At 44.6% G+C, this 12964-nt stretch carries 8 protein-coding genes and 1 pseudogene; 3 read left to right on the forward strand and 6 right to left on the reverse strand.

Annotated features, from left to right (window positions below; translation table 11 throughout):
* Positions 1-397: 397 nt before the first annotated feature.
* Together NG796_RS10825 and NG796_RS10830 are read right to left on the reverse strand one after the other, a co-directional pair.
* The gene (locus NG796_RS10825; protein ID WP_261206612.1) at positions 398-3196 is read right to left on the reverse strand and encodes a class I SAM-dependent DNA methyltransferase; all 2799 of its coding nucleotides are present in this window, start codon (positions 3194-3196) and stop codon (positions 398-400) included.
* Positions 3197-3237: 41 nt separating this feature from the next.
* Positions 3238-4095 carry an Rpn family recombination-promoting nuclease/putative transposase gene (locus NG796_RS10830; RefSeq protein ID WP_261206613.1) on the reverse strand — a complete coding sequence of 286 codons (858 nt, stop codon included), beginning with the start codon at positions 4093-4095 and terminating at the stop codon, positions 3238-3240.
* A 315-nt stretch (positions 4096-4410) separates the two neighbouring features.
* Between NG796_RS10830 and NG796_RS10835 the strand changes: the two genes are divergently transcribed.
* Entirely contained in the window at positions 4411-4758 is a 348-nt protein-coding gene (locus NG796_RS10835) for a XisI protein (protein WP_261206614.1), read from the forward strand.
* A gap of 162 nt (positions 4759-4920) precedes the next feature.
* Here NG796_RS10835 and NG796_RS10840 read toward each other — a convergent pair whose 3' ends face one another.
* The 4 genes from NG796_RS10840 to NG796_RS10855 all read right to left on the reverse strand — a co-directional run bounded on the left by NG796_RS10840 (position 4921) and on the right by NG796_RS10855 (position 11349).
* On the reverse strand, positions 4921-6384 hold the full coding sequence (locus NG796_RS10840) for a Fic family protein (protein ID WP_261206616.1): 1464 nt from the start codon (positions 6382-6384) through the stop codon (positions 4921-4923).
* Positions 6385-6390: 6 nt separating this feature from the next.
* The gene (locus tag NG796_RS10845; RefSeq protein WP_261206617.1) at positions 6391-7653 is read right to left on the reverse strand and encodes a GIY-YIG nuclease family protein; all 1263 of its coding nucleotides are present in this window, start codon (positions 7651-7653) and stop codon (positions 6391-6393) included.
* 19 nt (positions 7654-7672) lie between these two features.
* The gene (locus NG796_RS10850; RefSeq protein ID WP_261206619.1) at positions 7673-8821 is read right to left on the reverse strand and encodes a Fic family protein; all 1149 of its coding nucleotides are present in this window, start codon (positions 8819-8821) and stop codon (positions 7673-7675) included.
* A gap of 488 nt (positions 8822-9309) precedes the next feature.
* Positions 9310-11349 carry a DEAD/DEAH box helicase gene (locus tag NG796_RS10855; RefSeq protein ID WP_261206620.1) on the reverse strand — a complete coding sequence of 680 codons (2040 nt, stop codon included), beginning with the start codon at positions 11347-11349 and terminating at the stop codon, positions 9310-9312.
* A 258-nt stretch (positions 11350-11607) separates the two neighbouring features.
* Here NG796_RS10855 and NG796_RS10860 point away from each other — a divergent pair, with 258 nt between their 5' ends.
* Both NG796_RS10860 and NG796_RS26555 read left to right on the forward strand, forming a co-directional pair.
* Positions 11608-12576 carry a tetratricopeptide repeat protein gene (locus NG796_RS10860; protein ID WP_261206622.1) on the forward strand — a complete coding sequence of 323 codons (969 nt, stop codon included), beginning with the start codon at positions 11608-11610 and terminating at the stop codon, positions 12574-12576.
* 149 nt (positions 12577-12725) lie between these two features.
* Positions 12726-12887: pseudogene (locus NG796_RS26555) on the forward strand (transposase family protein); the annotation flags it as partial.
* Between the last annotated feature and the right edge of the window lie 77 nt (positions 12888-12964).

Here is a 12964-nt window from a genome sequence, read left to right on the forward strand (position 1 = left end):
TCCCCTTAGCAAGGGGAGGGTTAGGGTGGGGTCATCCGGTCCCCTCCCCTTAGCAAGGGGAGGGTTAGGGTGGGGTCATCGTGAAGGGCGATCGCCCCTCACGATGCTCACGATGTAAAGATAAAATAGGGTGGACCAGCCTACATACAAGCGCGGAAAGCGGAGCTATCCCGTAGGGAATCGCCTCTTGTGAGTGCGTGACGTGGCTGAAGCCCCGTCAGGAGGACCCCACCCTAACCCTCCCCTTGCCAAGGGGAGGGGACCGGAGGTGAGATTAAATAAATGATCCAAATTCGATGATTAAGTGCCTCTTCGACGGTTTGACGATTGACGGCACAAAATTGTAAACTACTGGGTAGGCGGCGAGTTGGTTTTACTTGAATTATAACCGATAAAATTATGATTTAGTTTTCCGTTTAGTAGACTTTTTCCCGGGCTTTTCTTGGCTAGTCATTTTAGTATAAAGCTCAAATAGTTTCTCTAGGCGTTCCGTGTCATTTTTGAAGCGACGACCGATATAAATACGTTCGATAACTTCATCATTGCGATCGTGCGCTTCCCGGACTAGGGGGAATTCGCTATCCATCCGTTCGGGGTCGTACATATCGGCAATTGTAGCGGGGAAATAATGCTCTCGGGCTAATAGGATTTGTTCCGCGCAACGGGTCATATCGATTTTGTTTTGTTCCGTTAGAGTGGGGACGGGAAAAGTATTCCAGCCAAGAGTATTGGAGTAGCGAAAATCAGTTTTTAGCTTGCCGCAAACCGTGGCAATCCAGACTAGGTGCAGCCGTGAAGCGATTAGCGCCAACTGCCAGAGAGGAGCGTCAAATATAGCAAATGCTTCACTTGACACAATACTTTCTGAACTGATTAGTCCTACTGGAAGATAGTATCGAGATTCAGAAGAGGTTCTAGGCATTACAAACGTACAAATTTTTGCACTCCGCATTTCTCTCATTTGATGAGGGCGCACTGCCATAGCACGCCCTCCATTATCAGGACTTTTTATACGCATTTCTTTAACAGATTCAATGCGTTTTTTTATTGAAGCAATTTCCATTGCTTCGGGTAAATTTTCATCTATAATCCACAAACAATATCGTTGTAAGTTATTAATAAACTCACTAGAGCCATAGATTCGACGAATCAACTTGCTGCGTTGCATATCCGTCAAGCCCAGGTCTTCAAGATTTTGCCTGGTGAGCAGTAGGTTTCCCCCATCATAAGGCATATTACCAAGATCCATAGATGACAGATCGCTTAGAGGAGATGAGCGCTTTTTTACAAGTACATTCGCTCCACTCACCAAATAAATATTAATATAAGAAACTTGTCTTACAATAGTGGTTCCGTCCTCTGAGATTGCAAATAAATTACAAACCTCTCTTGGTTCCCGCGAAAGCCCGATAATTGCCACTGTTACACCAGCATTGTTACTGGCAAGATTGGACCATTTAAAAGATGTATGAGCAAAAATTATTTGATGTTTAGTCTCCAGAATCAACGGCCAAATAATGGGTGCTTGATGCCCTTGACAAATGGAATTTGTAGTTACAAATGCACAGGCAGATTTAGTGAAGACACCATAATCAGCAGCTTTCATAAACCAGCAGCCTACATAATCTATATAGCCATGTTTAACTTTTCGAGGGCCAAAAATAAACTCCATATCATCAATCTGTTGTGATGATTTCTTACCTTTTCCTGCATAAGGTGGATTCCCACAAATATAAGTTTCCCCGCCCTGATTCTCAAAATCAATCTCTGCCTCCTCCCGCGTTTCCCCCCACAAATCCAAATCCTCCCGCTGCACCTTCACCCCCGTTCCTGTGGATGGAAATAAACTCAACCAATCCAACCGCAAGGCATTCCCACAGGTAATCCAATTCTCCTGTTTCAGGGGTAGAAACTCCAATAATGCCAACTGCGGCCCCCGATACAACACATCACACTGAAACTCCGCAATAATCAACGCTAACCGAGTAATTTCTGCCGCAAAATGGCGAATTTCTATCCCCCGAAAATTGGTTAAGGGAATCTCCGAACGACGATCCGCCTCTCCCCGACGCCGGTTAATTTCCGCCTCAATCTTCCGCATTTCCTTATAACCAATCACCAGAAAATTCCCCGAGCCACAAGCCGGGTCAAACACCCGAATTCGCCCAATCCGTTGCCGCAAATTCAACAACTTGCGCCGATTGTCCCCCGCCTCTTCCAACTGACTCCGTAACTCATCCAAAAACAACGGATTCAGCACCTTGAGAATATTCGGCACACTGGTATAGTGCATCCCCAAAGCCCCGCGTTCCTCCTCATCCGCCACCGCTTGAATCATCGACCCGAAAATATCAGGATTAATCTTTTTCCAGTCCAAATTCCCCACATGAAGCAAATAAGAACGGGCAATTTTGTTAAAACGCGGCACTTCCAAACTGCCAGAAAATAGCCCCCCATTCACATAAGGAAACCGATCCGCCCAACTGCGTATTCCCAACCCTTCTCGTTCCTTCAGGGGAGTGCTCATCGCCCGAAACAACTCCGAGAGCACCTCATGGGTATTAGAAGCATCAGGCGCACTCATTTGGGCGATCGTCTGGGTAAACAATCCCTCACTATGGAAGATATTTGTATCCTCTGCAAAGAAGCAGAAAATCAGCCGCGCCATAAAATGATTAAACTCTTCCTGACGTTCCGCCTTATCCCAGTCTGGATTCTGCTTCTGTAACTCCACATACAGCCGATTCAGGCGACCCGTTGCTTTAATATCAAAGGCATTCTCGCGGATTTGCCGTACTGTAGTAATCCCCGCCAAAGCCAGGAAAAACCCAAAATGGTCAGAAAAATTCCGGTAATCACAAGCAATTATTTCCCCATCCGCCAGATTTTCCGCCTCAAAACTTTTGCCATCCGTCGCCAGAATAAACTTAGCCTTATACCGACTCGTAGCAGCACTCTGGCGCAACGCCGTCAGCGTAGCAGTAACTTCCCCTTCCGAGCAAACTTTTACATGAATATTGTTCCGCTGAAGCACCCCACCGGGTAAATCCGATTGATTGGAATTCCCACTTTTGATCCGCTTAATCGTCGTCCCCTTGTTCCCAAATGCCTCTAAGAAAGCATAGGGAAATTCTTCAGGGTCAAAAGGTGCTTCCGCAAGTTGGGAAACGGCTTCTTCGATTTCAACAGGGTTCATAATTACAGATAAAAAAGACTAGGGTTAGATTTCAAATTTAGTTAATTATTCGTCATTTCCTGCCGTAAAGCTGCGATCGCCTCCAAACTTAATCCCGTAGCTTGGGCGATCGCCTCCTCATTCAGTTGACCCAATAATTTTCTAGCAACATCCAGTTTTCCTTGTTCGATTCCTTGTTCGATTCCTTGTTCGATTCCCAAGGCGATCGCACCCTGTTGGTCATAAATAAACATTTCCCGCCGTTCTAACTCTTCTAATTCCTCTAGGGTTAATCCCGCTTGATTGGCAATTTCAAAGGCTTGATTAAGTTCGGCAATATCATCCATATTCTCCGGAATCGAAGTGAGCGATCGGGCAAACTTCATAAAATAAATCCATTTATCTGTAAGCGTTTCTAGCTCGTGCAATTCTTTGGTAAACTTCGGCAATTCCACAAAAACCAACTCCATCTCATTCTCCGGGTAATACCACCCTTCAGACTTCTCTCGATAAACAAACCGAGAAATCAATTGAGTCTGTCCCGGAAACATCTCAAAATCAGTTAAAGTTAAAGCAATCACCGGCTTCAAGTATCGATACCCCTGTCCCCGTTGCAGTTGAAACGCATAGGTTTTAGCCGCATTAAATACAACTTGTTTACCAGAAGTTGGCACATTTAACACCTGCATTTCCATAATTACAACTGTGCCATCATTAAGCTGGGCTTTCACATCCAAATAAGTATCTTTTAACCCTTCCAATTCTGGGGGCAAATTCGGACTAATCATTTCCCAGTCTTGAATCATCGAATTGCCATCATAGACCAAAGCATTCAGAAAACTGATTAAAATGTTCTTGCTTTCTGCCGAACCAAATATTTTTTTAAAAGCGTAGTCGGTTTTGGGGTTAATAAATCTCATAGCCAGCCTACCCAAATTTTTTTAATTAATTTTACCATAACTTCCCTCTTCTGGAGTACCACCGGCCTCTAATTCCTAGGGAGTTTCCATCCCAATTCGCCTCTAGGTGGCTGACTGACGCATCAAATTGAGTCCGATGTCAAATGCCCTCTCAACCCAATGACTCCAGCCTCTCAAAGGTTCCAACTTCTAGGCGATCGCTATCACAGCTTACTATAATAAGTTGGGATAGCATCAGGCTTAGGGTAGCGTCTATTATGGGTAAGGCTTGTTAAAATTCATTGTTTATGACATTGAATTGGAGCAAATTGTGCTATGGAAGGAGTGACAGATAAATTAAAAACTTATCAAGAAATTGTGCAGCAATTGTTAATAGATTATGCAAAAAGTAAACCAGCTTATGGGGAAATTGAGGTTCAGACTATTTTTGATACCCACCGAAATCATTATCAAATTGTCCATCTGGGTTGGCACCATCAGCGCTGGATTCATCAGTGTGTTATTCATTTAGATATCCGCAATGAAAAAATTTGGATTTTTTGCAATTCAACCGAGCATGATATTGCGGAAGATTTAGTCAACTTGACTGTACCCAAACAAGATATTGTGCTGGGCTTTTACCCGCCTTTTATGCGGGAAATGAGTGATTATTCAGTAGGATAAAAGTAGAGCAAAGAGGGCAGCATTCAGTTTGTTAGGAGTAAAATATTTTATCTTCCTAATGGGCGGGATTTTAATAATAGTTTATGTCCCAATTAGGAGACTATAAATTAGCCAATTTGTTGGCATTTTGGTATATTTCTGAGTGGTTTATTGGAAATACTCTTAAATGCTCTTGTTCCAATACTCTAATCCCGTGACAATCACATTTTCTAGCCACTGCTGGAAACGGGGAATTAAATTTTCTTGTTCATCAGCGTAGGAAAATTGAAAGGGTGAATCGGTTAAAGGCTGAAGATCGCTAATAGTCGGTTCCCCTTCGTCCCCATTATCTCGATGGTAAGCACAGGCACTACAAATCAGTAAACCACGATATTCATGTCCGAGAACATGGAAAGAAAGAAGAACAGTTATAGATGTTTCTATATTAATCACCAATTGAATCCAAGTGTGATAATTCCGCAAGTTGGCAAAATATCCGAGTTGTTTCGCAGTTTCCACCACTTGATACCGATGGTAATGAGAGCGGCGATCGCCAACTGGCGCAGCAATGGCAAAAACAGCGCCATCATTTAAGAAATCTTTGATAGATAGTTTAATGTCATCAGCAATTTCCAGGAAGCGCTGAGAAGCCATATCAAATAAAAGGTCAGCAAACCTTTCCGATTTTTGACATTTTTCTTGAACCGAGGCTAACTGATTTTGTTGCAATTTATCCGCAATGGCAGCTAGAATAACTTGGGTTCTTCTCGTCTCTGATAATACCTGCTCGGATAACCCTAGGCTTCTTAAAAAAGCTTGCTTTTGACTCTTAGCAAAGAGATGAATTAAACTCGATAGTTCACCGCGATCGGCATCTTCCAAAGCAGCAATATAAACGGCGCGATCGTCACGGGTTATGACTAAAGGAAACCAACTTGCTTGAATAAAGACTAAACTCGCTAAACAACGAGCAACCCGACCATTTCCATCTTGAAAGGGGTGAATTTGAGTAAATCGATGATGCAACCAAGCCGCCTCAATTTCAGGCGGAATTTTTTGTTCTTGATGTTGATGATGTAAGGAGATTAATCGGTCCATTTCCGATGCCACTTGTTCCGGAGGACAATACTCGTGAATTGTGCCGTCTCGTCGGAGGGGGTTATTCGGTTGAAGTTTCCAGTCCCCTTTAATTAAGGAAACATTAAAGATTTTTCCCTGTGGGTTTAAGGCTTCTGTGCTATCCTGACTCTGCGTTAAAACTTGATGTAACTGCTTGATATAAGAATTAGATAGATTTCTTTGTCCTCCAACAAAATCAAATAATCCTTCAATAGCAGATTCTTGGTCTTTAATCAAGGAAACGACCTGTTTAACCGGAATATCTGTAGCTCCATGAGGAATTAATGCCTCATTAATGCCCTGTTCGATTAATAAACGAGTGATACCGCGATCAAGGGTGTACAACCGTTCAATAATTCCCGTTTCAATTGCTATTTCCCGCCGCAGCTTTTCGCTGAAGGTTTGAAATTCTCCAGATTGACGCAAGCGATCGGCTTGCTCGTTCCAAACCGTGACTAAAGGTGGCAGTTCAACACTAGCTAAATCTTGCCAGTTCAACTGCAAATCTTCGATGGGTTTCCACAACATAAATTTTTATGGCTCTTTCTTGCTAAAATTTGTTCTAATCTCTTCTCTGACACTAGCAGTTTCCCGCTCATATCGGAATTGATCAAGGGTTCCGTCCTGGATTTTAGCGATCGCCTCCTCAATCGCCTCTAGTGGCACTAGAAACCACTCCCTCGGCTTAACGGGCATATCAAAGCGATCGCGCAATTCCAAATCTAATCGCACACTGGCGAAAAACTTTTGTAGGATTGCCTCCAGTTTTTTTCGGTTAATATTAGCCAGCTTAAACGTTGCCACAATTTCTACATCGGCTAACAAATAAGTCGGATCCTGTTTCGCGTTAGCAATCCGCTTTTTGACATCCCCACCCGTCACCCCAATTTTATGAATAATCGACCGATTTTGAGCAATAAAAGGATGCTCAGACTCACTCCGCAATACATAAATATAACCCGTGGGTAAATCCTCTTCGGATTCAACTTCCGGTTCAGCTTGAAAGGAAAATAACGGGCCTAAATCCAGCTTAGTAATGCGACGGCTCTTTTTATCTTTATTTAAAGCGCGCTGAAATGAGCGAAACAAAGGATTACTCTCAGTGCCATTGTCAAAAATCACCCGCATCCGGCAATTTTTAAGCCCATACTCACTAACAAACATCTCCCCCATCTCAACCACCCAAACTTTTTGTCCCTCCAGAATAAACAAATCCCCCGGATTAATCGTGGCATTATCTTGATATTTCACCGTTTGCCGTTCCCCAGTTTTTAACTGACGGGCAACTTCATCAAACTTGGATTTAAATTCATCAAAATCCTCACAAGGAAAGCGCTGGGCCACTTCCTCCGCTGCCTTTATTTCTCGACGCGATCGCACATGAATGAGCTGAGTAACATCGTTTTCTGAAGCCGCATCAACCCCAAGAGAAGCCAACAGCGCCGCATCAATTTCGTCTTCTTCGAGTTCTGTTTCTAAAGCCCAATTGACATCATTTTCCGCATTTAAAAGCCCTTGGGAGTCCAAAGGTTCTAGGAGGGCGCGACATTCCTCTGATGCCCGCAGGCGTTCCAGGCGCACCGCATAGAGGCGATCGAAAATATCCCGATCTTCCCCATGTTGAGGCAGTCTACCTGTTTCCGCGACAAACCGCTCAATTTCCTCAAAACCGGCGATAATCCGCTCTTCTCTGGGGGAATATTGGCGAGTGGGTTCCGGGGTGATATCTATCCCCAACTCAGCCAACAATTCTAAATCTTCATCAGTGGTGGATTTGTTAGGGGTGGATTTAGGCATAGTTAGGTTGTACTTGTTTTTAGGGATCTTGGAAAACAGCCAAATAGGGGGCGTAAGAAAATGCTCGATTGCGTTTTTGTCCAGTAATTTCTTGCAGAATACCTATAGCGCTAAGATCTTTAATCAAGGTATTGGCGTTGGGATAAGACAAACTGGTAAGGTCTTGAGCGTGTTCCACAGTGAAAATTGGTTTGAAGTAAAGGCTTTCAAGCAAGGCAATTGCATTACCGGCTCTACGTCCCATTGCATTCAGCACTAATTGCCGATGCTCCTCTTTCAAATTAACTATTTTACGGGCGGTAGCGGCAGCTTCTTGAGCCACTTCATAAACACCACGCAGAAAAAATTTTAACCAACCTTCCCAGTCGCCCCTATCTCGTATGGCCTGAAGGCGATCATAGTATTCAGCGCGATATTTTTTAAAATAGTAAGAAATGTAGAGCAAAGGACGTTGCAATATATTCTGTTCGCACAACAGAAAAGTGATTAACAATCGTCCTGTTCTGCCATTTCTATCTAAAAAAGGATGAATCGTTTCAAACTGAGCATGAGCTAACCCAACCTTGATGAGAGTAGGCATAGGTCGTGGATTATGCAGAAACTTTTCTAAATTATCTAGGCATTGGAGCATTTCATGGGGTGGTGGAGGAACATAAGTCGCTTCTGAGAGGGAACACCCTCCTGCACCAATCCAATTCTGACTACGACGAAATTCTCCAGGATTACGCTCCGATCCTCTTACCCCACTCATTAGCTTTTGATGAATTTCTCGAATTAATCGCAAAGAGATAGGCAGTTCCTTAAGACGTTCCAGACCATAATTAATGGCAAAAACATAGTTTACGACTTCAGCAACTTCTTGCGGATTATCTGGTTCTATAGCCTGAGATTCAAATTCTAGCACATCTATTAAAGACGCTTGCGTACCCTCAATTTGACTCGATAAAACTGCTTCTTTACGAACGTACATAAATACGAATAAATCGGGGTTTGGGAGCGCATCCGTTGCACCATCTAAACGACCCAATGCCCGATCGGCTTGAGATAGCAAATTCCACATTTCCTGATCCATCATAATCTCAGGGTTAGGCGGCAAGGGTTTGGGGATAAAGGCCCTGTAGCCTTCTACCTGTTCTATGTATTGACCTGCTCTCGATGTCCCAAGCATTGTTATCGGTTCCGATAATACTGAGTCGATTTTGATTCTATATTATCAATATTAGCCTCTTTTCGTTAATAAGCCTCTGGCTGCCAGACCAAAAATAAGGGGCCTACTACATCTAGCTTACTAATGCGACGGCTGGCTTTATCCTGATTTAAGCTTACCTGGCGCGATTTCCTCGCCTCTGGCTGTGCAAACGCCACAGTAAATCTCGCTCGGTTCCATTTGTATGCATCATCTGCAATCTGTAACGAACAGGGTCTGATCTCTATCCCCAACTCAGCCCACAATTCTAAATCTTCATCAGTGGTGGATTTGTTGGATGTGGATTTAGGCATGGTTAGGTTGTACTTGTTTTTCATGTCGCTTTGGAGGCTCTGCCTCCAGTCCCTAAGTAAGGGTTTAAGCTGCCTATTGTACCTGTAACGACTTTACCTCGTCATCAAAGGTACAGGCGGCTACAGGCAGTCGGCAGAAATCCCTTCACGAGGAACCTATCCATTTTTTTCTTCTATAACTTTTCGTTTTAGGACAGCAATCCCTTCCGCCATTTGTTTTTCCCAAGGATCGGCTGCAGTGAGGGAAGGCAAACGACCTTTTTCCTGTTGGAACCGCCGGGCCCGTTTTGCTAACTCTCGCGCTTCTTCTAGGCTGAGATTAGTGCGCTTGGCGGCGATCGCCTCTGCTACCTGCTTGAGTCGTTCTTCACTCATGGACTTGGCGAGAATCGCATAAGCTTCCCCAAAAGGATTAATTCGGTCAATCAAATCAATATCTAAATCCGTTACAGATAGGGCAAATTGCCGCACTCCATCAATTAGAGCCGTGTTTTTTGTAACTAACCCCTCTCCTTCATTCAGGGTTTTCTTCGCTTGTTGCACCAAATTGAGAGCGGCGATCGCGTGTTGGCGAACTGCTTCTCGATCCTGTTCATCAAGGTTCGGGAATTTGTCTTTAATAATCTTACCCATCCGCAATTGCGTCAGTTCCTCGGGTACTAATTCCTCATCAAATAACCCGCGCTCAATACTTGGCTTATCTTGCACAAAAGCCGTTACCAATTCCGTTAAATCTTCCTGACAAATGCGCGCAGCTTCCGGGCTTTTGGGTAGGGTTAGTCCCTTGATTTCTAGCTCAATTTGCCCCGTTTGTGGATTAACGCCCATATTGCACCGACTCGAATCATAGCCACTTTCTGCATACTCAAAGCCGGGAGTCGGTTGATTGTCTGGGCGCTTCGGTTTGAACTCAAAGCGGGGGGCGAGGACCTGTTCCATCAGCAGACTAGCGGCGATCGCCTTGATGGTATCATTCACCGCCTCAGTCACCATCATTTCGCTGGCATCCGGTTCAGCAATTAAGTTCGTAAACCGGGCGCGGGTTTTACCCGGTGCATCGCGGGTCGCCCGCCCAATAATCTGGACAATTTCTGTTAAACTGGAACGGTAGCCAATGGTTAAAGCGTGTTCGCACCAAATCCAGTCAAACCCTTCTTTTGCCATCCCCAAGGCGATAATAATATCTACATGATGAGGGTTATTTTTCTGGCTGGAATCTTTCAGGGCAGCGGAGACTTTCTCCCGCTTGTTGGGGTCATCATCTACCAAGTCGGCAATCTTCAAAATCTTGCCATCGGCAGTTTTGACCTGTTGAAATCCGGTATTCGGGTCAATGCCCTGCCATTCTCCCAGGGCCTCAATAATATGTTCCACTTCCCGGATTTTATCTTTGGTACTTTCCCGGGAATTAACATTCGGAATATGCAGAATAGTTTTTTCATGGGGGTTGAGAACCTCCATAATTTCATCGGTGTAGTTACCCGAGTAAAAATAATAGCCGATATCCAGTTGCTTTAGATATTGATAGCCATTGAGTTGTTCATAATAGGTGTAGGTAACCGGGTGAAATTTAGCTGCGTCTTCGGGATGTAGCACCTCTTCCGCATCGCCGCGAAAATAAGAACCCGTCATAGCGACGATGTGGGTTTTGTCACGAGTCATGAGTTGGCGGATATGATCCCCCAGCTTGTTGTCCGGGTTAGAAGAAACATGGTGAAATTCATCCACGGCAATCAGGCGATCGTCTAACATTTCCACCCCGAATTTATCCACCGCAAACCGAAACGTAGCATGAGTACAAACCAATACTTTCGCTTCGCTATCGATAAATTTTTTTACCGCTTCTACTTTACCACCATCATTACCCGGGGCGTTGCAGAGATTCCACTTCGGTTCAACTTCCCAATCAGCCCAAAAGCCAAATTCACTCAGGGGTTCATCGTAGAAACTAGCCCCGATCGCCTTTTCGGGGACAACAATAATCGCTTGTTTGAGCTTCTGGTGAGTCAGCTTATCCAAAGCAATAAACATCAGCGCCCGACTTTTTCCAGAGGCGGGGGGAGATTTAATTAGCAGATATTGTTCCCCCCGTTTCTGGTAGGCGCGTTCTTGCATGGGACGCATCCCAAGGGAGTTGATGCGGGTGGAAGTGCCATCATGGGCGTAGGTGACGGAAACGGAGGGAATTGCGATCATTAGGCTAATGGGTTAACGGGATAGTTTAGGGTTAGGCAATCAGACAGTCACACCCTTGTCACAGTTTAAACAAAATGAGCGAGATCCCTGGTGGAGTCGGCAGCGCGATCGCCCCGGATATTGGGTTACTCATACACCATCCGATTGTGATAGACGTTTAAAAAACCGATGCGTTCTGTCAGTCCCAACCACAGTAAAATCAGGATATCCCAAATTCGGGTAGGTGTTCCATAGACCAACGAGCAGGCGGTAGGAAAAATGGGTCAACAGGGCAAGGACTTTGAGATTGAGTTAGAGTTAGAGCAGTTGCGTCAGGCGATGGCAGCGCCACCAGCAGAAGAATCGGCGCACACCGAGACAGACGATCGCCCAAAAGCATCACCGAATCCAGTCGCGTCACCATCTTCCCTGAAACCCAAACCATTAATCGCTGTGATCGCCTTGTTGGGACTGACGGTGGGGGGAAGTGCGATCGCCGCACTTCAGGTTCAGCAGTGGGCGCTAACCACCTCCACTACCATTGGCACTCAGATAGAAAGTGCGCAAAAAACGGTAGATATTGACCGGCTGAAACAGCACCGAAAAACTCTTAAAACTGCCATCGTTGTCCTTGAAAAAATTCCTAATTTACCGGGTTTCAACTATCAACAAGCCCAGGCGAATTTACCGCAATTGCGATCGCTTCAAACTACGGTAGAACTAAACCTAACCGCCACTGAACGCCTCAAACGAGCAGAAACTCTGGCAATGGAAGCGGCAGTGCTCGTCCAAAATCCTCCTCATCCGCTACAAGTTTGGGCAAAAGCACAGGAGAAATGGCAGGAAGCGATCGCTCAATTAGAGAGCATTTCACCGGATACTATCGTGATTTCTACCGCCGAACAAAAGTTATCAAGCTATCAAACTAACTTGACCACAATTAACCAACAAATGGCGACTGCACAAAAATCAGTAGACTTTAATAATCGAGGTGCTGCGGAAATTAGTAAACGAGACTATCGGCGCGCCCTTCAATATTTTAACCAGGCGATCGCCCTGAATGCCAGCCAACCAGAAGCCTACATCGGACAAGGAATCGCTTACTCAGAACTTGGAAATAATCTCCAAGCTATTCAACACTATGACAAAGCCATCCAACTCAATTCTAACTTTGCCGAAGCCTACTACAACCCAGGGCAACCTCATCTAATTTGGTATAAATTGTACTTGACAAAAAGGCAATCATAGGGTGTGTGCCATTTAATGATGGGCAATTCTATAATGTCTAAAATAGTAAGTCGGCAACGCTTAGGTAAAACTCTATGAATAAAGGATTCGCACCAGTTCAGGCCACATCTAAATCAAAGTCAGGGCTGAACAAAAACCAACCCCTTTCCATGCAAAAGTTACAAGGGAGCTTGTCACATTATTTTGATGACGTACCGGATCCAAGAGTAAACCGAACCAAACGCCACTTAATTAAAGACATTATTGTGATTGCGCTCCTGTCTACAATAGCTGGGGGTGATGGATGGGAGGACATGGAAAATTATGGCCTAATACCAATTTAAAATGAAATAGCATAAGATGGAAGCAGTATTTGATAGAGGTGGCTGATGGCAGGTCGGATGAAGCT

Source organism: Laspinema sp. D2d, from assembly GCF_025370755.1.
Taxonomy (GTDB): Bacteria; Cyanobacteriota; Cyanobacteriia; order Cyanobacteriales; family Laspinemataceae; genus Laspinema.